Annotated in this window: 21 protein-coding genes; 20 read left to right on the top strand and 1 reads right to left on the bottom strand. The window is 63.9% G+C overall.

Annotated elements, in window-relative coordinates:
* Positions 1–29 precede the first annotated feature (29 nt).
* The 5 genes from NKI52_RS12925 to NKI52_RS12905 all read left to right on the top strand — a co-directional run bounded on the left by NKI52_RS12925 (position 30) and on the right by NKI52_RS12905 (position 5375).
* Positions 30–1097: an ABC transporter permease gene (locus NKI52_RS12925; RefSeq protein ID WP_023676874.1), complete on the top strand. Its 1068-nt coding sequence runs from the start codon at positions 30–32 to the stop codon at positions 1095–1097.
* 13 nt (positions 1098–1110) lie between these two features.
* A complete protein-coding gene (gene nikC / locus NKI52_RS12920; protein WP_352448584.1) occupies positions 1111–2031 on the top strand; it encodes a nickel transporter permease in 921 nt (306 codons plus the stop codon).
* Positions 2032–2041: 10 nt separating this feature from the next.
* Positions 2042–2875 carry an ABC transporter ATP-binding protein gene (locus NKI52_RS12915; RefSeq protein ID WP_352698168.1) on the top strand — a complete coding sequence of 278 codons (834 nt, stop codon included), beginning with the start codon at positions 2042–2044 and terminating at the stop codon, positions 2873–2875.
* Complete coding sequence (locus tag NKI52_RS12910) at positions 2872–3618, top strand: ABC transporter ATP-binding protein (RefSeq protein ID WP_352698166.1); 747 nt, start codon at positions 2872–2874, stop codon at positions 3616–3618. The genes NKI52_RS12915 and NKI52_RS12910 overlap by 4 nt, the downstream gene beginning before the upstream one ends.
* A gap of 479 nt (positions 3619–4097) precedes the next feature.
* Positions 4098–5375: a 4-aminobutyrate--2-oxoglutarate transaminase gene (locus tag NKI52_RS12905; RefSeq protein ID WP_352576922.1), complete on the top strand. Its 1278-nt coding sequence runs from the start codon at positions 4098–4100 to the stop codon at positions 5373–5375.
* Between the two features lie 9 nt (positions 5376–5384).
* On the opposite strand, the gene NKI52_RS12900 is transcribed toward NKI52_RS12905, so the two are convergent.
* Positions 5385–6638, bottom strand: a complete 1254-nt coding sequence (locus NKI52_RS12900) for an NAD(P)/FAD-dependent oxidoreductase (protein ID WP_352698164.1) — start codon at positions 6636–6638, stop codon at positions 5385–5387.
* A 423-nt stretch (positions 6639–7061) separates the two neighbouring features.
* Between NKI52_RS12900 and NKI52_RS12895 the strand changes: the two genes are divergently transcribed.
* The 15 genes from NKI52_RS12895 to lnt all read left to right on the top strand — a co-directional run bounded on the left by NKI52_RS12895 (position 7062) and on the right by lnt (position 21537).
* Positions 7062–8354, top strand: coding sequence for an imelysin family protein (locus tag NKI52_RS12895; RefSeq protein ID WP_031211806.1), 1293 nt, complete (start codon positions 7062–7064; stop codon positions 8352–8354).
* 56 nt (positions 8355–8410) lie between these two features.
* The gene (locus NKI52_RS12890; protein ID WP_023676882.1) at positions 8411–8722 is read left to right on the top strand and encodes a (2Fe-2S)-binding protein; all 312 of its coding nucleotides are present in this window, start codon (positions 8411–8413) and stop codon (positions 8720–8722) included.
* Positions 8688–9173: a bacterioferritin gene (gene bfr / locus NKI52_RS12885; protein WP_023676883.1), complete on the top strand. Its 486-nt coding sequence runs from the start codon at positions 8688–8690 to the stop codon at positions 9171–9173. Before NKI52_RS12890 ends, bfr begins: the two co-directional genes overlap by 35 nt.
* Before the next feature lie 12 nt (positions 9174–9185).
* Positions 9186–10793, top strand: a complete 1608-nt coding sequence (locus tag NKI52_RS12880; protein ID WP_352698162.1) for a di-heme oxidoreductase family protein — start codon at positions 9186–9188, stop codon at positions 10791–10793.
* Positions 10793–11866, top strand: a complete 1074-nt coding sequence (locus NKI52_RS12875; protein WP_352698160.1) for an imelysin family protein — start codon at positions 10793–10795, stop codon at positions 11864–11866. Before NKI52_RS12880 ends, NKI52_RS12875 begins: the two co-directional genes overlap by 1 nt.
* A gap of 2 nt (positions 11867–11868) precedes the next feature.
* On the top strand, positions 11869–12975 hold the full coding sequence (locus NKI52_RS12870; protein ID WP_352570326.1) for a DUF1513 domain-containing protein: 1107 nt from the start codon (positions 11869–11871) through the stop codon (positions 12973–12975).
* A 159-nt stretch (positions 12976–13134) separates the two neighbouring features.
* Entirely contained in the window at positions 13135–13887 is a 753-nt protein-coding gene (tsaB, locus tag NKI52_RS12865; protein WP_352570328.1) for a tRNA (adenosine(37)-N6)-threonylcarbamoyltransferase complex dimerization subunit type 1 TsaB, read from the top strand.
* Positions 13887–14381 (top strand): ribosomal protein S18-alanine N-acetyltransferase, encoded by a 495-nt coding sequence (gene rimI, locus NKI52_RS12860; protein ID WP_352698158.1) that lies wholly within the window; start codon positions 13887–13889, stop codon positions 14379–14381. Before tsaB ends, rimI begins: the two co-directional genes overlap by 1 nt.
* Before the next feature lie 21 nt (positions 14382–14402).
* Complete coding sequence (gene olsA / locus NKI52_RS12855; protein ID WP_352570330.1) at positions 14403–15203, top strand: lyso-ornithine lipid O-acyltransferase; 801 nt, start codon at positions 14403–14405, stop codon at positions 15201–15203.
* A 63-nt stretch (positions 15204–15266) separates the two neighbouring features.
* Positions 15267–16676 carry a tRNA (N6-isopentenyl adenosine(37)-C2)-methylthiotransferase MiaB gene (gene miaB, locus NKI52_RS12850; RefSeq protein ID WP_352698156.1) on the top strand — a complete coding sequence of 470 codons (1410 nt, stop codon included), beginning with the start codon at positions 15267–15269 and terminating at the stop codon, positions 16674–16676.
* Between the two features lie 26 nt (positions 16677–16702).
* Complete coding sequence (locus NKI52_RS12845) at positions 16703–17752, top strand: PhoH family protein (RefSeq protein ID WP_023676891.1); 1050 nt, start codon at positions 16703–16705, stop codon at positions 17750–17752.
* A gap of 17 nt (positions 17753–17769) precedes the next feature.
* Positions 17770–18267 carry an rRNA maturation RNase YbeY gene (ybeY, locus tag NKI52_RS12840; protein ID WP_023676892.1) on the top strand — a complete coding sequence of 166 codons (498 nt, stop codon included), beginning with the start codon at positions 17770–17772 and terminating at the stop codon, positions 18265–18267.
* A gap of 28 nt (positions 18268–18295) precedes the next feature.
* Positions 18296–19369, top strand: coding sequence for a hemolysin family protein (locus tag NKI52_RS12835; RefSeq protein ID WP_023676893.1), 1074 nt, complete (start codon positions 18296–18298; stop codon positions 19367–19369).
* 17 nt (positions 19370–19386) lie between these two features.
* Positions 19387–19857, top strand: coding sequence for a VOC family protein (locus NKI52_RS12830; protein WP_352570334.1), 471 nt, complete (start codon positions 19387–19389; stop codon positions 19855–19857).
* Between the two features lie 93 nt (positions 19858–19950).
* Positions 19951–21537 (top strand): apolipoprotein N-acyltransferase, encoded by a 1587-nt coding sequence (lnt, locus tag NKI52_RS12825; RefSeq protein ID WP_352570336.1) that lies wholly within the window; start codon positions 19951–19953, stop codon positions 21535–21537.
* The last annotated feature ends 29 nt before the right edge of the window (positions 21538–21566 follow it).

The raw sequence follows: 21566 nt of genomic DNA, 5'->3' as shown, positions 1-21566 counted from the left end.
CCGGGGAGTGACGCCGGCGGACGCGCCGTATGAGTGTGGCTGAAAGCGAGGTGACGGCAGGGCGCGGCGGCGCCCGCGCCGTTGCCGTGGCCTCATCTATCGCCCGGTTCCTGGTCATCGCGATAACGACCTATCTCGGTCTGCTCGCGGTGACCTTCTTCATCGGCCGCGTGATCCCGATCGACCCGGTGTTGGCGGTGCTCGGCGACCGGGCGCCGGCCAACGTCGTCGAACGAACGCGCCGCGAGATGGGCCTCGACCTGCCGCTGGTCGAGCAGTTCTACATCTATGTCAAACATGCCCTGAACGGTGATTTCGGCACCTCGGTGCTGACCACCAATCCGGTGATGACCGATATCCGCCGCGCCTTTCCGGCGACGCTCGAACTGGCGACGTTGGGAACATTGATCGGTTCGGTGATCGGCGTGCCGCTTGGCGTGCTGGCCGCCGTGCGGCGCGGCAGCGTCATCGACCAGATCGTGCGCATCATCGGCCTTGTCGGCTATTCCGTGCCGATCTTCTGGCTGGGGCTGCTGGCGCTGGTGCTGTTCTACGCCAAGCTGCAATGGGTCGCCTTTCCCGGCCGGCTCGACGTCGTCTACGAATACACCTTCACGCCGATTACCGGCTTTTACCTGCTGGATGCGCTCTGGCAGCGGCAGTGGGATGTATTTGCCGATGCCTTCCGCCACATCATCCTGCCGGCTTCGCTACTCGGCTATTTCTCGCTCGCCTACATCAGCCGCATGACGCGCTCGTTCATGCTGAACGAACTCACCCAGGAATACATCGTCGCAGCGCGCGCCAAGGGCCTGTCGGAAACGCGCATCATCTGGGGTCACGCGCTGCGCAACGCCGCGGTGCCGATGGTCACGGTGATCGCTCTGTCCTATGCCGGGCTGCTCGAAGGCTCGGTGCTGACCGAGACAGTGTTTTCGTGGCCGGGCATCGGCCTCTACATCACCAACTCGCTGCAGAACGCCGACATGAATGCCGTGCTTGGCGGCACGATCATCATCGGCTCGGTCTTCATCGCCATCAATCTATTCTCCGACCTGCTCTACCGGCTGCTCGATCCAAGGACCAAGGCAGGATGAGGACCAAGGCAGGATGAGCACGGAAGCGATTCAAACCCGCCGCGACTGGCTGCTCAGCGAGCGGCCGGCGTCGCGCGTGCAGGCGAGGCTCGGCCGCGCCTATGTGGCGTGGCGGCGCTTTTCCGCCAACCGGCTGGCGTTTGCCGGCCTGCTCATCATCGTCGCCCTGCTGGTGGTCGCGGCATTCGCCGATGTGCTGGCGCCCTATTCGCCGACATTCGGCGACCTCAAGGGCTCGCGGCTGCTGGCGCCGAGTGCGGCGCACTGGTTCGGCACCGACGATCTCGGCCGCGATATCTATTCGCGCATCATCTTCGGCTCGCGCTGGACACTCTACGTCGTCATTCTGGTTGCCATTATCGCCGCGCCGATCGGCTTGCTGGTCGGCACCGTCGCCGGTTACGCCGGCGGCTGGACCGATGCGATCCTGATGCGCATCACCGACATCTTCCTCGCCTTTCCGAAGCTGATCCTGGCGCTGGCCTTTGTCGCGGCGCTCGGCCCCGGCATCGAAAATGCCGTGCTTGCCATCGCCATCACCTCGTGGCCGCCCTATGCGCGCATTGCCCGCGCCGAAACGCTGACGGTGCGCAATTCCGATTATATCAAGGCGGTGCAATTGATGGGCGCCTCGCCGTTTCGCATCGTGCTTCGCCACATCATGCCGCTGTGCATCTCCTCGCTGATCATCAGGGTGACGCTCGACATGGCCGGCATCATCCTGACCGCGGCCGGCCTCGGCTTCCTCGGCCTCGGCGCGCAGCCGCCGCTGCCCGAATGGGGCGCGATGATCGCGTCGGGCCGCCGCTTCGTGCTCGACCAGTGGTGGGTGGCGGGTGCTCCGGGCTTTGCCATCCTCATCGTCAGCCTCGGCTTCAACCTGCTCGGCGACGGACTGCGCGACGCGCTCGATCCCCGAAGTGGCGACCAATGAGTGGCGACCAATGAGCACGCTTCTCGAAGTCAACGACCTGCGCGTTACCTTCCCGACGCGCACCGGCCTGATCGAGGCGGTGCGCGGCGTCTCCTTCTCGCTCGGCCGCGAGCGGCTCGGCATTGTTGGCGAGAGCGGTTCGGGCAAGTCGCAGACCGGCCGCGCCATCATGGGCGTCACCCCGCCGCAGGCCGAGGTGACCGCGAAGACGCTCGCTTTTGACGGCATCGACCTGCTGGCCGCCCCGCCGCGCGAGCGCCGCGCGCTGCGCGGCAAGCGTATCGCCATGATCCTGCAGGATCCGAAATATTCGCTCGACCCGGTGATGAGCATCGGCCGCCAGATCGTCGAGACGCTGCGCACGCATGAGAAGGTCTCCAAGGCCGAAGCCCGCGACCGCGCGCTGGCCATGCTGGAGGCTGTGCAGATCCGCGATCCGGCCCGTGTCTTCGACCTGCATCCGCACGAGGTTTCCGGCGGCATGGGCCAGCGCGCCATGATCGCCATGATGCTGATCGCCGGGCCGGAAATGATGATCGCCGACGAGCCGACCTCGGCACTCGACGTCACTGTCCAGCTCGACGTGCTCGGCATCCTCGACCGGCTGGTCAGCGAGCGCGGCATGGGGCTGATCTTCATCTCGCACGATCTGCGCCTGGTCTCGTCCTTCTGTGATCGTGTGATCGTCATGTATGCCGGCAAGGTGGTCGAACAGCTCAAAGCCTCGGAGCTCGGCCGCGCCCAGCATCCCTATACGCGCGGCCTGCTCAACTGCATGCCCAAGATCGGCGCCGACCGTCACCCGCTGCCGGTGCTCGACCGCAAGCCGGAGTGGGCAGCATGACGGCAGCCCTTTCCGTCGACAGGCTGGAGGTGGTCTTCGACCGCTTCCGCGCGTTGAAAGGCGTCAGCCTCGAGGTCGAATCCGGTGAATCCTTCGGCCTGGTCGGCGAGTCCGGCTCCGGCAAGTCGACGTTGCTCAGGGCAATCGCCGGCCTGGCGCCGGCCGCATCAGGCACCATCGCGGTCAACGGCAAAATGCTCGGCGCGCGTCGCGACAAGGCGTTCTACCGCGAGGTGCAGATGGTCTTCCAGGACCCGTACGGTTCGCTGCACCCGCGCCAGACCGTCGACCGCCTGCTTCAGGAGCCGCTCGCCATTCACGGCTTCGCCGACGGCGAAAAGCGCATCCAGCGGGCACTCGACGAGGTCGGCCTCGGCACCGGGTTCCGTTTTCGCTATTCGCATCAATTGTCCGGCGGTCAGCGCCAGCGCGTGGCGATCGCCCGCGCCCTGATTCTGGAACCGTCGATCCTGCTGCTCGACGAGCCGACCTCGGCGCTCGACGCTTCGGTGCAGGCGGAGGTGCTGAACCTGCTGGAAGAGATCAGGCGCCGCCGCAAGCTGACCTTCCTGATGGTCAGCCACGACCTAGCCATCATCACCCACATGTGCGAACGGCTGATGGTGATGCAGAACGGCGAGGCGATGGAGAATCTGACCGCGGACGATCTTGTCGAACGCCGTGTCACCAAGGATTATACGCGCAATTTGCTGAGGGCCAGCGAGGGGTTCGTGAGGACGTAGTTTAACATTCCAGGTCGCGCTCTGTCGCGCCCCCCTCTGTCCTGCCGGACATCTCCCCCTCAAGGGGGGAGATCATTCGCTCTACCGCTTTCGCCAATGACAAACGCCGGAAGGCTGGCGAGGCAACTGAAACTGCCAATCTCCCCCCTTGAGGGGGAGATGTCCGGCAGGACAGAGGGGGGCGCGAAGGAACTCAACTTCCGCCTTAGGCCCCGCTACCCTCCACAATGGCACTGCTATCTCCCGCCTCGCCCTCCGCCTCTTTCGGCTCCTTGACCTGAACCACGCCGAATAGCGCGCCGGCAGGAACAGCAGCATGATCGCTGCGCCGGCGATAGTGCCGGCCATCATCGCGTAGCTGCCGGACCGCAGGCCCAATCACCCGCCGCCAGTGCCAACTTGAGGAAAACCTGAAATAAGCCCAGAAGAGTCTCAACAGCCATCAAACGAGAGCGGGCGCCGGCCCGGTGAGGGATACGATGACAAATTCAGCCATTTCCGAACGCAAGAGCCAGTCGATTTCGCGCGGCGTCGGCATGACCACTCAGATCTATGCCGATCGCGCCGAAAACTCGGAGATCTGGGATGTGGAAGGCCGCCGCTACATCGATTTCTCGTCCGGCATCGCCGTCGTCAACACCGGCCACCGTCACCCCAGGGTGATCGAAGCGGTCAAGGCGCAGCTCGACCGCTTCACCCACACCTGCTATCAGGTCGTGCCCTATGAGAGCTATATCAGGCTGGCCGAACGGCTGAACGGCATGCTGCCCGGCAAGTTCGACAAGAAGACGATTTTTGTCACCACCGGCGCCGAAGCGGTCGAGAACGCGATCAAGATTGCGCGCAACGCCACCGGCCGGCCGGCGGTCATCGCTTTTTCCGGCGGCTTCCACGGACGCACCTTCATGGGCATGGCGCTGACCGGCAAGGTCGTGCCTTACAAGGTCGGCTTCGGCGCCATGCCGGCGGATGTCTTCCATGCGCCGTTCCCGGTTCCGCTGCACGGCGTGTCGGTCGCCGATTCGCTGGCTGCGCTCGACCGGCTGTTCAAGGCCGATGTCGATCCGGCCCGCGTCGCCGCGATCATCGTCGAGCCGGTGCAGGGCGAGGGCGGCTTCTACGAGGCGCCGCGCGATTTCATGACCGCATTGCGCAAGATCTGCGATCAGCACGGCATGCTGCTGATCGCCGACGAGGTGCAGACCGGCTTTGCCCGCACCGGCAAGATGTTCGCCATGGATCACCACGAGGTGGCGGCCGACATCACCACCATGGCCAAGAGCCTGGCCGGCGGCTTCCCGTTGGCGGCGGTCACCGGGCGCGCCGATGTCATGGATGCGCCGAACCCCGGCGGGCTCGGCGGCACCTATGGCGGCAGCCCGATCGGCGTCGCCGCGGCGCATGCCGTGCTCGACGTCATCGACGAGGAGAAGCTCTGCGACCGGGCCAACACGCTGGGCAACCGTCTGAAGCAGCGCCTGCAAGCGATCCGCGACGAAGCCCCGGAAATCGTCGATATCAGAGGCCCCGGCTTCATGAACGCGGTCGAGTTCAACGATGTGGCGAAGGGGCTGCCGTCGCCGGAACTCGCCAATGCGGTCCGGCTGAAGGCGCTCGACAAGGGCCTGATCCTGCTCACCTGCGGCGTCTACGGCAACGTCATCCGCTTCCTCGCGCCGATCACCATCCAGGACGGAGTCATGAACGAGGCGCTCGACATCCTGGAAAGTTCGATCCGCGAGGCCCGCGCTGCCTGAGCGATACGATTATCCTGCCGCGCGGGCCGGCTCTGCCTGCTGGAAGGCGGCGAGCGCTGCCTTCAGCCCGTCGGGCCCGGTCGCGACAGTCTGCGGCGACGGCGAAAAGCCGGCGCCGAGCATCTTGCGGCCAAGCATGTGGTCGCCGGGCCGGTTGACCGATTCGATGCCGAGCAGCCGGCTTGCGGCATAGTGGTAGATCGAGAATTTGTTCTCGGCCACGTCGCCCAGCACGACATGGCTGTCGCCGCCCGAAATCAGGCCGACCATCTGCAGCTTCATGTCGCCGATATCGGACCAGAACCACGGCACCGCCGAGTAATTGTCGGTGTGGCCGACGATGGTGCGCGCGGCGAGCCGCGCCTGGTCAGTGGCGTTCTGTACCGATTCCAGCCGCACATCGCCGCCGGTGAACCAGTGCCGGTAGGAGGCGGCATCGCCGATGGCGAGGATTTCCGGCACCGACGTGCGCATCTGCTGGTCGACGCGGATGCCGTTGGCGATGGCAATGCCGGCGGCTTCGGCCAATTCGACATTCGGCACGACGCCGATACCGATGACGACCACCTGCGCCGGCAATCTCTCGCCAGATGAGGTGATTGCAGCCGAAACACGGCCGTTCTCGCCCTCCAGCCGTTCGATGGTGGTGCCGGTAAGAATGCGCACACCGGTGGCCTCCAGCCGCTGGCGCACATGGCCGGCGATGACCGGTGCCACGGCGCGGCCGAGCAGCCGGTCGACCGCCTCGACCACCGTAACCTTGCGGCCTGCCGCGGTGAGCGTCGCGGCAATCTCCAGGCCGATGAAGCCGCCGCCGAGGATGACGACCTCCTCGCTTTGCGCGCTCAATTCGCGGATCAGGCGGGCATCGCCGAGCGAGCGCAGCGACACAACGCCAGAAAGCTCCGAACCCGGCAGCGGCAGCAGGCGCGGCCGCGCGCCGGTGGCGAGGATCAGCCGGCCGAACGGCAGCACGCCGCCGCCCGATATCTCCAGCCTGCGGCCGCCTACGTCGATCCGCTCGACCCGGATGCCTGGCCGGAAGTCGATGGCGCTGCCGGTATAAAAAGCCTCGCCGCGCAACGGCTGCGGCTTTGCTTGCTGATCCTTGATGAAGGTCTTCGACAGCGGCGGCTTGTGGTAGGGCAATTCGTTTTCGTCGCCGACCAGGATCACCGGGCCGTCATAGCCTTCTTCGCGCAGGCTGGCGGCCGCTTGCACGCCCGCATGACCCGCACCGACAATGACGACCCCGTTCTTCATAACAGCCCGATTCCTCATCCAAATCTAGGACGTCTCGCCAGGTGGCGATTGTCCGGCGCCGCCGCAAGAGCGCCGATCCGGGTCGCACCCGGAACGGCCGCCTGTCAACTGCGTCATGCGCCGGCATTCCTCATACGTCGGTGTTAAAGTTGACAGTTCTAGTTTAGAATAATTCTAAACTATTGTTTCAATTGAATTTTTTCTATGCCACCAGTTGACATCCGGCGTCTTCGCCGTTTTATGGAAGCTCGCGCGTCAGCGCATCCCTTTGATGTCTGGGCCTTGAACCCTTTCGATTGGAGGCATTTCGGTGTCTTTCTTCCGCGAACCGCGCGATGGCGCGACCCTTCTTTGCCCGCTGGCAACTGCCCGCCGCGGCGCCGGCATTTCATTGATTCCCGAGGAGAGACAATCATGAGAACGATGATCACGGCGCGGTATGGCGGCAGGCTTGCGGCGATCGGCGCCACCGCGATGCTGACGGCGGCCGTGTTCGTGCTGCCGGCCAAGGCGCAAACCGATGCCAAGGCGGTCATCAAGACCTATTCCGACATTGCGCTCGCCAAATACGAGGATTCGCTGATCACGGCCGAGGCGCTCGACAAGGCTGTCGATGCGCTGCTCGCCAAGCCATCTGCCGAAACGCTGAACGCCGCCCGCGAGGCCTGGAAGGCATCGCGCGTTCCCTATCAGCAGACCGAGGTCTATCGCTTCGGTAATGCCATCGTCGACGACTGGGAAGGCGAGGTGAACTCCTGGCCGCTCGACGAAGGCTTGATCGACTATGTCGCCAAGAGCTACGGCACCGAGTCGGACGCCAACGTGCTCTACACCGCCAATGTGATCGCCAACAAGTCGATCGAGATCAACGGCAAGAAGGTCGACGCCACCGACCTGACGCCGGAGTTCCTCTCCGGCACCCTGCAGGAGGCCGGCAGTATCGAGGCCAATGTGGCGACCGGCTATCACGCTATCGAATTCCTGCTTTGGGGTCAGGACCTGCACGGCACCGGTCCGGGCGCCGGCGAACGGCCCTACACCGACTACGACCTCGCCAATTGCACCGGCGGCAATTGCGACCGTCGCGGACAGTATCTGAAATCGGCGAGCGACCTTCTGGTTTCCGATCTAAAGGATATGGTCGACGACTGGAAGGAAGGCGGCGCCGCCCGCAAGAACCTTGTCGATGGCGAGCTGAACGCCGCCATTTCGACCATCTTCACCGGCATGGGCTCGTTGTCCTATGGTGAGCTCGCCGGAGAGCGGATGAAGCTCGGCCTCTTGTTGCACGACCCGGAAGAGGAGCACGATTGCTTCTCCGACAATACCTACAACTCCCATCTTTACGATGCGATCGGCATCCGTGCCGCCTATCACGGCAGCTACAAGCGGCTCGACGGCACTGTCGTCGAGGGGCCGTCGGTGGCCGACATGGTCAAGGCGGCCGACCCGGCGGTTGACAAGGAATTGTCGGACAAACTGGACGTCACCGTCGCCAAGATGGAGGCCATCAAGGCGCGGGCGCTTGCCGGCGAGGCCTATGACCAGCAGATCGGAGAAGGCAACACGGAAGGCAATGCCACCGTGCAGGCGGCGATCGACGCGCTGGTCGATCAGACCAAGTCGATCGAACGCGCCGTCGGCACCCTGAAGCTCAATGCGATAGCCTTCGAGGGTTCGGACAGCCTCGATTCACCGGACAAGGTGTTCCAATAAACTATCGAAACCACCAGCCACACGCCGCAACGAAGCGCCGTTAGCCAGAGCGACAAATGCTGATCTGCCATTGCAACATCATCACCGAAAAGGAGATAGAGCAGACGATCGTCGGACTGCTGGATGAGGACCCCTGGCAGCTGATCGTGCCGGCCAAGGTCTATCACGCCATGCACAAGCGCGGTCGCTGTTGCGGCTGCTTCCCAAATGTGGTCGAAACGATCATTCGGGTCACCGAAAATTACCATGCCCGCTCGGCGGCGAGTGGCGTGGACATCGTTTCACACCTGGATCGCGTCAGAGGCCTACGCGTCCAATACGGGAGCAGAACCCATGAAAGGCGAACAGCAGATCATAGAGCGGCTTAACGAGGCTCTGTTTCTGGAACTTGGGGCGGTCAATCAATACTGGGTGCATTTCCGGCTGCTGGAAGACTGGGGATACGCCAAGCTAGCGAAGAAGGAACGCGCTGAATCGATCGAGGAAATGCACCATGCCGACCGGCTCGTGGCGCGCATCATCTTCCTCGAGGGCCATCCGAACCTGCAGTCCGTGGCGCCGCTGCGCATCGGGCAGAATGTCAAGGAAGTGCTCGAATCCGATCTTGCCGGCGAATATGACGCGCGCACCGCCTACAAGCGTTCGCGCGAGGTTTGTAACGAAGCAGGCGACTACGTGACGATGAAGCTGTTCGAGGAATTGCTGGCTGACGAGGAAGGTCACATCGACTTCCTCGAGACGCAACTCGACCTGCTCGCCTCGATCGGCGAAGAAAAGTACGGCCAACTCAACGCAGCGTCGGCCGACGAGGCGGAATAAGGACATGCCGGAATGCGGCGCCCCCTAGATTTCATGCGCCGCTTGCGGCCGGCCGAGCATTGTGGCCTGCCGCCTCAGAAGAAGCCGCGATACGGTATCCTTCGCGGCGCCTTTCTTGCCGTGGTGGCGACGCTCACAGCCTCGGCGCTGGCCGGGGCGCCGCAACCGGCGGGGCTTGCCACCAGCCGCACGGATCTGACGCCGAAGGATCTGGCGCGCGTCATCGCCATCACCAGGCCGACCAGCGATTTCTCCAAGCCCGAGCAATTCGAGCTGATGCAGGGCGGCGCCGGCACCTCGAAGAAGGACGTCAACAAGGACGCCTTCTCGCAATCCTCTGCCAACATCAGCTTCGAGGAAGAGGGTACCTTCAAGCTCGGCAACGCCATTTTCCGCAAGAACTGGGTGTCCTCGCCATCCTCGACACAAGCCTCGGATGGGCTCGGCCCGTTGTTCAACGAGCGCGCCTGCCAGAACTGTCATCTGAAGGACGGCCGCGGCCATCCGCCCCAAGGCGACAGCGGCACCACCTCGATGTTCCTGCGCCTGGCAAGGGAAGCCAGTACCGAGGAGGAGAAAGCCGCGCTCGCCGATCACAAGGTGCTCAACTTTCCCGACCCGGTCTATGGCACACAACTTCAGGAGCTAGCCGTTCCCGGCCTGCAGGGCGAAGGCAGGATGCATGTCGATTATCAGGAGCAAAAAGTAAAACTGGCGGACGGCAGCGTCGTGTCGCTGCGCAAGCCGAGCTATTCGGTCGACGGTCTCGCCTACGGGGCGCTCGATCCACACACCACGCTGTCGCCGCGCATGACGCCGCCGATGATCGGCCTTGGCCTGGTCGAGCAGATCGCTCCTGCCGACATCCTTACGCGTGCCGATGCGGCCGACCGCGATGGTGACGGGATTTCCGGCAGGCCAAACATAATACGCGACGCCAGCAGCGGTGAACTGACGCTCGGCCGTTTCGGCTGGAAGGCGCAGGCGGCATCGATCCGCCAGCAATCGGCGGACGCTTTTGCCGGCGATATCGGCATTTCGACGCCTGAGGTGCCGAAGCACTGGGGCGATTGCAGCGCCGCGGAAAAGACCTGCCTTGCCCTACCTAACGGTGTACAGGAGCGCCTCGGTCCGGTCGAAGCGCCGCCGCCGGTCATGGACCTCGTGACCTTCTATTCGCAAAACCTTGCCGTGCCGGCCCGGCGCGATCTCGACAGACCGGACGTGCTCGCCGGCAAAAAACTGTTCTACGATATAGGCTGCATCTCCTGCCATACGCCGAAATTCGTCACCCGTCGCGGCACCCCGAACAAGGCGCAGGCCTTCCAGCTGATCTGGCCTTATTCCGATTTCCTGCTGCATGACATGGGACCCGGTCTTGCCGACGGACAGGCGGTGGGCGAGGCCACGGGAAGCGAATGGCGCACGCCGCCACTGTGGGGCATCGGGCTCACCCAGACCGTCAGCGGCAACACCTTCTTCCTGCATGACGGGCGCGCACGAAGCCTGGCCGAGGCGATTCTGTGGCATGGCGGCGAGGGCCAGAAGGCGCGTGACCGCTTTGCCGCTGCCGATGCGGCCGACCGCGCCGCGCTGATCAAGTTTCTGGAGTCGCTCTGATGCGGAAGCGTCTTGCATTCGCTCTGATGCTGGTCCTCGGCGGTGCGCTGCCGGCATCCGCGGCGGTGAAGGCATCGGATGTGATCCAGCGGGCGATCGACGGCTTCGTCCGCCCGGCCTATGCCAGACTGCATGACCATGCGGACAGCTTGGCCAAGACCATGCACGCGCTTTGCCAAGCGCCCTCGCGAGACAATCTCGATGCGGCACGCGCCGAATTCTCGGGTGTCGTGGATGCCTGGTCGGTGGTGGAAATCATCCGTTTCGGGCCGATCGCGGAAAACAACCGGCTTGAGCGCATGCTGTTTTGGCCGGACCGCAAGAGCATCGGCCTGAAGCAGGTGCAGGCGGCACTTGCCGGCAAGGATCCGACAGCCGCCGATCCGGCCCAGCTGGCTACAAAGAGCGTCGCCATGCAAGGGCTCGGCGCACTGGAATTCGTCCTCTACGGCGACGGAGCCAGTCAATTGGTCGGCAGGGACGACGCCTATCGCTGCGCCTACGGTGCGGCCATTGCCGGCAATGTCGAGACGATTGCCGGCGAAGTTGGCGATGCCTGGAACGAGCCCAACGGCTTTGCCGCGCTCTGGGCCAATCCGGGTCCGCAGAACGCGCTCTACCACGACGGAACAGAAGCGGTGACCGAACTGGTCGGCGTCTTCATCAACGAACTGGAAATGGTCCGCCACGTACGCCTGAAAGGCTTCCTGGGCGCCAAGCCGGAGGCCGACAAACCGAAACAGGCGATCTATTGGCGCTCGCAAAACACCGCCCGCTCGCTGACCGGGAATCTGGCGGGCATGGACACGCTGTTCCAGGCCTCGCAGCTTGGCGACGCGCTGCCGCCCGATGCGCGCTGGATGGCAGAATCGGTCCACATCCAGCTCACCAACGGGATCGAGGCGGCCAAGGCGATCAGGGGACCGATCGACAAGGCACTTGCCGATCCGGCGCTGCGCCAGAAGCTCGACTATTTCTCGCTGGTGACATCCAGCCTGACGACCCTGATCGGCACCAGGCTGACCGCCGAATTCGGCCTGACCGCCGGGTTCTCGTCATTGGATGGCGACTGATCATGAGGACGCCGCTGATCGATCGGCGCGATTTCCTGAGGGCCGCAGGCGCTGGTTTCGTAGCGGCGATGGCGCCGTCGGCCTGGGCAAAGACACTCGACGCCGACGCGGTCTTCGCCACCGCTTTCGTCAAGCGCGACGGCAGCTATGGCGCGGCCGTCCTGTCCAAGGCCGGCAAGTTGTTGCACACGATCGATCTGCCCGATCGGGGCCACGATGTTACCTTCGACCCGGTGTCCAAGCGTTCGGTGGTGTTTGCCAGGCAGCCGGGCACCTTTGCTGTCGTCTTCGACCATACCGGCCGCGGTGAACCGCGCACCATTGCCAGCGTTGCCGGCCGGCATTTCTTCGGCCATGGCGTGTTCTCGGCCGATGGCACGCTGCTCTACGCAACCGAGAACGATTTCGACAATGCCGCCGGCGTCGTCGGCGTCTATGACGCGCATGCGAAATTCAAGCGCATCGGCGAGTTTCCGACCTACGGCACAGGCCCGCACGAGCTTTTGCTGCTTTCCGACGGCAGGACGATCGCTGTGGCCAATGGCGGCATCGAGACGCATCCGGATTATGGCCGCGCCGAGCTCAACATCGCAACGATGAAGCCTTCCTATGTTCTGGTCGACCGCCTTACCGGCGATCTCACCGAAAAGCACGAATTGCCGCCGGCGCTGCACCAATTGTCGATCCGCCATATGGATGCCGACCGGTCCGGCACCGTCTGGTTCGGCTGCCAGTACAGGGGGCCGGGTACCGACCGTGCCCCGCTGGTTGGCCGCGCGCCGCGCGGCAAGGACTTGCAATTGCTCGATATGTCGCAGGATGTGCTCTCCGGCTTCAGGAACTATATCGGCTCGGTCGCCGCCAATCCTGCCGCCGGCACCATCGCCGTGTCTTCGCCTGAGGGCAATTCGCTTGCCGTGATCGACACGGCCAGCGGCCGCGTCGTCGCTACCAAGGCTCTGGTCGAGGTCTGTGGCGTTGCGCCCGATGGGAAAGGCTTCATCGCGACGACGGGTGCCGGCGAAATCATCGAAGCCGGTGGCGCGACTCGTTCCGAGCCGGACTATGTCTGGGATAATCACGTGCTGCGTATCGAGCAGGTCGGCTAGTCCCGATACCTATTGTGGCGATTGCGTGCGGTGGAACTTACATTCTTGGACCCGCGCCGAAGCCAAGTCGCCTGATGATTTATCCATTATTCCCTTGCGGGGATGAGCCCTGGCGGGCAGAGGGAAGCTGTTTTCGAAACTGTCTCAACCGGCCGCTTCATGAAATTGCTTGCCGTCGACTGTGCCGCCAATCTCTGCGCCGCCTGCGTCTACGACGCGGCGGCCGGGAAAGAACTCGGCCGTTCGGTGCTCGATCTCGGTAAGGGTCATGCCGAGCATCTGATGGGTGTCATCGAAAAGGCGTTGGGGACCAGCAGAACCGACTATTCCGGCCTCGGCGCCATTGCCGTTTCGACGGGTCCGGGCTCCTTCACCGGTCTGCGCGTCGGCGTCTCGGCGGCGCGCGGCCTTGCGCTGGCGCTGAAAATCCCGGCGATCGGCGTGACGACTCTGGAGGCCCTGGCGGCGCAAGCGAGAGCGGCATTTCCCGGTCGCGCCGTGCTCGCCGCGCTCGATGCAGGTCGCGAGGAGATCCATGCGGCACTTTACGATGAGAGGTCGGTGCTGATCTATGGTCCGGCTGTGACCACACTCTCGCAAGCCGCAGCCATGGCGGTCGACAGATCTGCGGTTCTCGCCGGCACGGCGGCAACCCAGATTGCCGCGGCGGCCGGGCGCAGCTTCGATCTCGGCGGGACGGCGGCCACCGCCGACATCGCCGTCTATGCCCGGCTGGCCGCGGCCCAAGGTGCCGGTAAACACGGCGAGAGCGAAAAACCGAAACCGCTCTATCTGCGCGGCGCCGACGCAAAGCCGCAGGCCGGCTTTATTCTATCGAGGCAAGACCATGATCCCAAAAAGTGGAAACCGGTTTTGGGAAAAGATCATGGTCCAAACGGAAACAAGTCCTGATGCGCATTCCCTTCCTCCAGTCGCGCCGCAGGGACTATGCGCTCGAGCCGTTGACGGTTGCCGATAGCGCGGCCATGTCGGTGCTGCATCGCGAGGATTTCGCGCGGCCGTGGACCGACGACGAATTCGCCGCCCTGCTCGAGCAGGACACGGTGTTCGGCTATGCCGCGCGCGAGACCGGACAGGGTGCCAAGCCGCCGGTCGGCTTCGTGCTGGCGCGGCTGGCGGCCGGCGAGGGGGAGATCCTGACGGTCGCGGTGGCACGCTCGCATCGGCGCCGGGGGCTCGGCTGGCAATTGATGGATGCGGTGCTGCGTGAACTGCACGCACAGCGCGCCGAGGCGCTTTTCCTCGAGGTCGACGAGACCAATGTCGCCGCGATCGCGCTCTACCGGCGGTTCGGCTTCCGCGAGGTCGGCAAGCGTGCCAACTATTACAAGTCGCCGGAGCACGGCTCGACCGGCGCGCTTGTCATGCGCCGCGATCTTCGTTAGCCAAACGCCGGGGTGGTGCGGATGATCGGAAAAATCAGGATTTTCCTGGCGCTGGGGCTGGTTGTCGTCGGCTCGCTGGTGCTTGTGCCGCTGCAGATCTTGTCGATGCGGACCGGGCTCTGGCGCGAGACCTTCATCCTGAAAATCTGGCACAGGATGATTGTCAGGACGCTGGGGCTGCGCATCCATGTCAAGGGAGCGCTGTCCGGCCAGCGCCCATTGCTGATTGCTGCCAACCACATCTCCTGGACCGACATCATGGTGCTGGGGTCGATGGTCGACGTGACGTTCATCGCCAGGGCCGATATGGCCGGCTGGCCGTTGATCGGCATGCTGTCGAAGCTGCAGCGCACGGTATTCATCGAACGTGAGCGTAAGCGTTCGTCGGGCGACCAGGCGAGCGAGATCGCCGGCCGCATGGCCAAGGGCGACGCCATGGTGCTGTTTGCCGAAGGCTCGACCGGCGACGGCAACATGATCCTGCCGTTCAAGAGCACGCTGTTCGGCGCCGCTACAATGGCGATTGCGGAAGGGGCGGCCGAACAGGTCTTCGTCCAGCCGGTGGCGATCGTCTATACGCGCCTGCATGGCGTGCCGCTCGGCCGCCGGCATCGGCCGGTTGCCGCCTGGATCGGCGATGAAGAGCTGATGCCGCACCTCAAGGTGCTGATGGCCGAGGGCGCCCTCGACGTCGAGGTGCATTTTGGCGAGGCGATTGCTTTCTCCAAGGGCTCCAGCCGCAAGGAGACGGCAAAGCAGATGGAACGCCAGGTGCGCGAGATGGTACAAGCGGCGCTCGCCGAACCGCGTCCGAGCCGGTAGGCTGCGCAGGTTCCGGCCAGATTCGTCTGTTTTTTGTCAGGGAAAGGCGTTAGAAGCCGCGAAATGGAATTGAACACGATAGAACGCGACGACATCGGCGCTGCCGCCGAAAACCTGGTCGTTCCGCCTGCCGCGACCAGAAAGGTCTTCGTCAAGACCTATGGCTGCCAGATGAACGTTTACGATTCGCAGCGCATGACCGATGCGCTGGCGGCCGACGGCTATGCCGCGACAGACGCTATCGGCGAGGCCGATCTGGTGCTGCTCAACACCTGCCACATCCGCGAGAAAGCGGCGGAAAAAGTCTATTCCGAACTTGGGCGCATCCGTGAGTTGAAGGCCGAGCGTGCAAAGGCCGGGCGCGAAATGCTGGTCGGCGTCGCCGGCTGCGTGGCGCAGGCCGAGGGTGCCGAGATCATCCGCCGCTCGCCGGCCGTCGACCTGGTCATCGGCCCGCAGACCTACCACCGGCTGCCCGGTGTGCTGGCGAGGGCGCGTGGCGGCGAAAAGATCGTCGAGACCGACTATGCCGTCGAGTACAAGTTCGAGTATCTGCCGCAGCCGAAGCGCGCCGAACTGATCAGGCGCGGCGTGACGGCGTTCTTGACCGTTCAGGAAGGCTGCGACAAGTTCTGCACCTTCTGTGTCGTGCCCTATACGCGCGGCTCGGAAGTCTCGCGGCCGGTGGCACAGATCGTCGCCGAGGCCGAGCGCCTGGCAGATGCCGGCGTGCGCGAGGTGACGCTGCTCGGCCAGAACGTCAACGCCTGGCACGGAAGAGGTGAAGACGGCGAGGAATGGGGCCTTGGCCGGCTGCTGTTCAGGCTGGCAGAGATTCCAGGCCTGGCGCGGCTGCGCTACACGACCAGTCATCCGCGCGACATGGAGGATGAATTGATCGCCGCCCATCGTGATTTGCCGACGCTGATGCCCTATCTACATTTACCGGTGCAGTCCGGCTCCGACCGCATACTCAAGGCGATGAACCGCAGGCATATGGCCAAGGACTATTTGACGTTGATCGACCGCATCCGTGCCGCGCGGAACGACATCGCACTGTCGGGCGACTTTATCGTCGGCTTTCCCGGCGAGACGGAAGCCGATTTCGAGGCGACGATGCAGTTGGTCGAAGACGTCAACTATGCCTCGGCCTTCTCGTTCAAATATTCTCCGCGCCCCGGCACGCCGGGCGCCGAGATGGGCGATCACGTGCCGGAGGCCGTCAAGGACGAGCGCCTGCAGCGGCTGCAGGCGCTGCTGCTGAAACAGCAGCAGGATTTCGGCACCAGCCTGGTCGGCAGGACCATCGACACGCTGATCGAAAAGCCGGGCCGCCAGGCCGGCCAGAAGGTTGGCCGCTCGCCCTGGCTGCAGCCGGTTATTGTTGATGAAAAGGCCGGCGAAATCGGTGACATTATCCAGGTACGAATCACGAAGACGGGCTACAACAGCCTGTTCGCCGAATTGGCCTGAAGGTCTCGGCAGATGAGGAGAGACGGTTGAGCGCTGCTGAAGTGAAGAACCTGCCCCAGAACCTACCCTCGGGGGCCTCGGATATCGCGCACATCGTACTGACTTTCGACAACAACAAGCTTGCCAGCGCCCTTTACGGCCAGTTCGACGAGAATCTGGCCCGACTCGAGCAGAAGCTCGGCGTCGATATCCGCTCGCGCGGCAATCAATTGACCATCAAGGGCTCTTCCTCGGCCGCCGAGCAGGCACGCCGCGCCTTGGACAATCTTTACGGCATTCTGCAGAAAGGCACCGACATCGGCCAGTCCGATGTCGACGGCGCCGTGCGCATGGCGATCGCCAGCGACGACCAGCTGACGCTGCCGACGCTGGAGCGCAAGGGCAAGGTGTCCGCCGCCCAGATATCGACGCGCAAGAAGACCATCTATGCCCGCTCGCTCAACCAGGACGCCTACATGCGCGCGCTGGAGCGGTCGGAACTCGTCTTCGGCATCGGCCCGGCCGGCACCGGAAAGACCTATCTGGCGGTGGCGCATGCGGCAATGCTGCTCGAACGCGGCATGGTCGAACGCATCGTGCTGTCGCGCCCCGCGGTCGAGGCGGGCGAACGGCTTGGCTTTCTGCCGGGTGACATGAAGGAGAAGGTCGATCCCTATCTGCGGCCGCTCTATGACGCGCTCTACGACATGATGCCGGCCGACAAGGTCGAGCGGGCGATTGCCGCCGAGGTCATCGAGATCGCGCCGCTGGCGTTCATGCGCGGCCGTACGCTGGCGCACGCTGCCGTCATACTCGACGAGGCGCAGAACACTACGCCGATGCAGATGAAGATGTTCCTGACCCGCCTCGGCGAGAACTCGCGCATGATCGTCACCGGTGATCCGACCCAGATCGATCTGCCGCCAAACACCAAGTCCGGCCTGGTCGAGGCGCTGAGAATCCTCGACGGCGTCACCGGCATGGTGACGGTCCGCTTCAACGAAGGCGACGTCGTCAGGCATCCGCTGGTCGCCGAGATCGTCAAGGCCTATGACCGCGACGGCAAGCTGGCCAGGGGCCTGGGTGTCGAAAGCTGATATGATTATGCGGCCGCATGGCTGAGGAGCAAAAGGCGGGGGGGCCGCTTCCCGTCGAGATCGACATCGCGATCGAGGCGGGCGACTGGCCCGACGAGACGACGCTGACGCGGCTGGTCGACCACGCCGTCTCGGCCGGCTTTGCCGAAACCGGTGCCGACGGCCGTTCCGAGCTCAGCATCGTCTTTTCCGACGATGCCCATATCCGTACGCTCAATGCCGGCTGGCGCGGCAAGGACAAGCCGACCAACGTCCTGTCTTTTCCGGCTTTTCCGTTTGCCAGGGGCGGGCCTCTGCCGCCGATGCTCGGCGACATCGTGCTGGCCGCCGAGACTGTCGCGCGCGAGGCGGCACTGGAAGACAAGCCCATCGAGGACCATATCTCCCATCTCGTCATCCATGGCCTGCTGCATTTGCTGGGCTATGATCACGAAACCGATGCCGAAGCGGAACTGATGGAAGCGACAGAGCGCGCAGCACTTGCGAGGCTTGCCATTCCCGATCCCTACACGTAATTACAAAAGACCAATTGACCGGACGATGATGAACGACAAACCAGAGACTGCCGCCCGCTCCGACGCCGGCAGTGTGATCAAGCCTTCCGAAACGACGGAAGAGGGCTCGAGTCCGAGTACCTCGACCGGCAGCTTCGCCAGCGAGGCATCGCCTGCCGGTCCTTCCCTGTTTGATCGCGTGCTCGGGCTTTTCAGGCACCGCAACGGCACCAGCCTGCGCGAGGAGATTGCCGGTGCGCTTGCCGAAACGGCGAGCGATGCAGAATCCTTCTCGCCTGGCGAACGCGCCATGCTCAACAACATCCTGCGCCTGCGCGAAGTGCGCGTCGAGGACGTCATGGTGCCGCGCGCCGACATCGAGGCGGTCGAGATCACCACGAAGCTGGGTGATCTTCTGGGGCTGTTCGAGCAGTCCGGCCATTCCCGCATGCCGGTCTATTCGGAGACGCTCGACGATCCGCGCGGCATGGTTCATATCCGCGACGTGCTGGCGCACATCACCAAGGTCGCCCGCGTCAGAAAGGGCAGGACGACAAGGAAAACTCCGGTCGCGACGGTTCTCGATCTCGCTCAGGTCGATCTGGCGCGCACCATCGGCGATCTCAACCTGATCCGACCGGTGCTGTTCGTGCCGCCGTCGATGCTCGCCTCCGACCTGATGGGGCGGATGCAGACGACGCGGACCCAGATGGCTTTGGTCATCGACGAATATGGCGGTACTGACGGTCTCGTCTCGCTCGAGGACATCGTCGAGATGGTGGTCGGCGACATCGAGGACGAGCATGACGAGGACGAGCCGATGATTACCCAGGCCGGCGAAGGCGTCTTCATCGTCGACGGCAAGGCCGAGATCGACGACGTCGCCAAGATGATCGGCGAGGATTTCGCCGCCGGCGAGCACGGCGAATATGTCGACACGATCGGCGGCATGATCTTCAACACGCTTGGCCGGGTGCCGGCGCGCGGCGAAGTGGTGCAGGCCATACCCGGCTTCGAGTTTCATGTGCTCGACGCCGACCCACGCCGCGTCAAGCGCGTGCGCATCGTCGAGACCCTGAAGGGCGAGCGCCGCCGCCGCGCCGTCCGCACCGAGCAGGCTTGAAGGACGCGGCTTGCCCGATGCCGGTTGAGGACCCGTTCAAGCACTCAACCTTGGGCTCGGGTGTCTTCTACCAGAATCCGCGGGCCGCATTGACATGGCTTGAAAAGGCTTTCGGCTTCGAGCCGAGCATGGTGGTCAGCGATGCCAATGGCAGGCTCGTCCATTCCGAGATGCGGTTCGGCGACGGCTATATCATCGTCGATTCCGAATGGGCCGACCATATAGCCAGCCCGGCTTCAATTGCAGGCAAGAACACGCAGTCGGTCTATGTACGTCTCAAGGACGGGATAGATGCCCACTGCGATCGTGCAAGGGCGGCGGGAGCCGAGATCGTCGAGGGGCCTGCCGACCAGCTCTACGGTGAACGGCAGTACAGGGCGCGCGATCCTGAAGGCCATATCTGGACCTTTTCCCAGACTGTCCGCTCCGTCCCACGCGAAGAGGCTGAGCGGCTGGGCGGACTGAAGATCGAAGGCTGGCATCGATAGCTATGAGCGGACTTGTTCGCTCTTATCCGGTTTGGAGCCAAGGCCGCGGCCTGATAAATCTTGCTTCCTGATTCGCACGACTCGGAAGCATAGATGGAGCGCCAGGCCGGCCGGATAATTCTGCTTTGGGGCTGGCGGCGCGCGCTGGTTGCGTTTTTTGCCGGCGCGCTGGCGGTTCTTGCCCAGGCGCCGTACGATTTCTTCGCCGTCTGTTTCGTTTCGTTTCCCCTGCTGGTGTGGCTACTCGACGGCGCGACCGGCGAAGCCTCGGACGGTTTTCTGCGGCGCTTGCTGCCGGCTTTCGCCATCGGCTGGTGGTTCGGTTTCGGCTACTTTCTTGCCGGTCTCTGGTGGGTCGGCTCGGCGCTTCTGGTCGAGGCCGACAGCTTCGCCTGGGCCTTGCCGTTCGCTGTGGTCGGCATCCCCCTCGCGCTGGCCCTCTTTTACGGTTTCGCTGCCGTGGTTGCCCGGCTGTTGTGGAGCAACGACATCGGGCGCATCGCCGCGCTCGCCTTCGGCTTTGCGCTGGCGGAATGGCTGCGCGGCTTCCTGTTCACCGGCTTTCCGTGGAATGCCGTCGGCTATGCGGCGATGCCGGTGCCTTTGCTGATGCAGAGCGTATCGGTGACCGGCATGGTCGGCATGGACGCGCTTGCGGTCTTCGTCTTTGCGCTGCCGGCGCTGCTTGCGGCCCGCCGGCATCTCCGCCTCGGCGCGGCATTGCTTGTCGTTCTCGTCGCCGCCCATGCCGGCTTCGGCTATATCCGGCTCGCCGCCCCCGAAAAGCCGGCCGCCCGCAGCCTTGACGTCCGTATCGTGCAGCCTGCCGTCGACCTTACGGAAAAATGGGATACCTCGGTGCGTGACCGTATCTTCGCCACCATGATGGGGCTTTCGGCCAAGGCGCCGGAACCCGGCCATGACAGGCCGCAATTGATCCTGTGGCCGGAGACGTCCGTGCCGTTTCTGTTCACCGAACGTCCGGATGCCCTGCCTGCGATCGGAGAGATGCTTGGCGATGGCCAGATGCTGGTCGCCGGCGTCGTTCGCGAGGAAGGCGGCTCGGCGGCCGGCAGCCGTTACTACAACTCTGTGGTGGCGATCGACGAAAGGGGCGAAATCGTCGATGCCGTCGACAAGGTCCACCTGGTACCCTTCGGCGAATACCTGCCTTTCGCCGATCTGCTCGGCCGCTTCGGGCTTGAGCAGCTTGTTGCCGGTCCAATGACCTTCGCGGCGGGCAATGAGCGGCATCCGATCGCGCTGCCCGGCGGTATCCGGGCGCTGCCGTTTATTTGCTATGAGGTCATCTTTCCCGATCTGGTCGCAGTTGACGCAACGTCAGCCGAGCTTATTGTGAACGTCACCAATGACGCCTGGTTCGGCGACACGCCGGGGCCGTACCAGCACTTCAGGCAGGCGCAGATCCGGGCGGTGGAGAATGGGGTGCCCCTGTTGCGCGCGGCTAATAACGGCATTTCGGCCGTTGTCGACCCGCGCGGTCGCATCGTCGACGCGCTGGCAATCGATGCACGCGGCGCGATCGATGTGCGTGTGCCGATCTCCAACCAAGCCGTCGTTTCCTCCGGCCAACGACGCATTAACGGAATGCTGATCATGTTTTTGCTTGCCGTTACGGCATGCATTTTGAACGTAAGGCAAAGGCTACGGGCGAATTGACAGCCGACACATTAGAAACTCATACTGTA

The organism is Mesorhizobium sp. M0590 (genome assembly GCF_040320905.1).
Classification (GTDB): domain Bacteria; phylum Pseudomonadota; class Alphaproteobacteria; order Rhizobiales; family Rhizobiaceae; genus Mesorhizobium.
The sequence above is the reverse complement of the archived record's forward strand: the minus strand, read 5'-3'. Positions and strand labels throughout refer to the sequence as shown.

Bases quoted from the DNA above. Each gene is read 5' to 3' on its own strand.
- NKI52_RS12925 (WP_023676874.1), top strand. From the start codon at position 30: ATGAGTGTGGCTGAAAGCGAGGTGACGGCAGGGCGCGGCGGCGCCCGC.
- nikC (WP_352448584.1), top strand. From the start codon at position 1,111: ATGAGCACGGAAGCGATTCAAACCCGCCGCGACTGGCTGCTCAGCGAG.
- NKI52_RS12915 (WP_352698168.1), top strand. From the start codon at position 2,042: ATGAGCACGCTTCTCGAAGTCAACGACCTGCGCGTTACCTTCCCGACG.
- NKI52_RS12910 (WP_352698166.1), top strand. From the start codon at position 2,872: ATGACGGCAGCCCTTTCCGTCGACAGGCTGGAGGTGGTCTTCGACCGC.
- NKI52_RS12905 (WP_352576922.1), top strand. From the start codon at position 4,098: ATGACAAATTCAGCCATTTCCGAACGCAAGAGCCAGTCGATTTCGCGC.
- NKI52_RS12900 (WP_352698164.1), bottom strand. From the start codon at position 6,638: ATGAAGAACGGGGTCGTCATTGTCGGTGCGGGTCATGCGGGCGTGCAA.
- NKI52_RS12895 (WP_031211806.1), top strand. From the start codon at position 7,062: ATGATCACGGCGCGGTATGGCGGCAGGCTTGCGGCGATCGGCGCCACC.
- NKI52_RS12890 (WP_023676882.1), top strand. From the start codon at position 8,411: ATGCTGATCTGCCATTGCAACATCATCACCGAAAAGGAGATAGAGCAG.
- bfr (WP_023676883.1), top strand. From the start codon at position 8,688: ATGAAAGGCGAACAGCAGATCATAGAGCGGCTTAACGAGGCTCTGTTT.
- NKI52_RS12880 (WP_352698162.1), top strand. From the start codon at position 9,186: ATGCGGCGCCCCCTAGATTTCATGCGCCGCTTGCGGCCGGCCGAGCAT.
- NKI52_RS12875 (WP_352698160.1), top strand. From the start codon at position 10,793: ATGCGGAAGCGTCTTGCATTCGCTCTGATGCTGGTCCTCGGCGGTGCG.
- NKI52_RS12870 (WP_352570326.1), top strand. From the start codon at position 11,869: ATGAGGACGCCGCTGATCGATCGGCGCGATTTCCTGAGGGCCGCAGGC.
- tsaB (WP_352570328.1), top strand. From the start codon at position 13,135: ATGAAATTGCTTGCCGTCGACTGTGCCGCCAATCTCTGCGCCGCCTGC.
- rimI (WP_352698158.1), top strand. From the start codon at position 13,887: ATGCGCATTCCCTTCCTCCAGTCGCGCCGCAGGGACTATGCGCTCGAG.
- olsA (WP_352570330.1), top strand. From the start codon at position 14,403: ATGATCGGAAAAATCAGGATTTTCCTGGCGCTGGGGCTGGTTGTCGTC.
- miaB (WP_352698156.1), top strand. From the start codon at position 15,267: ATGGAATTGAACACGATAGAACGCGACGACATCGGCGCTGCCGCCGAA.
- ybeY (WP_023676892.1), top strand. From the start codon at position 17,770: ATGGCTGAGGAGCAAAAGGCGGGGGGGCCGCTTCCCGTCGAGATCGAC.
- NKI52_RS12835 (WP_023676893.1), top strand. From the start codon at position 18,296: ATGAACGACAAACCAGAGACTGCCGCCCGCTCCGACGCCGGCAGTGTG.
- NKI52_RS12830 (WP_352570334.1), top strand. From the start codon at position 19,387: ATGCCGGTTGAGGACCCGTTCAAGCACTCAACCTTGGGCTCGGGTGTC.
- lnt (WP_352570336.1), top strand. From the start codon at position 19,951: ATGGAGCGCCAGGCCGGCCGGATAATTCTGCTTTGGGGCTGGCGGCGC.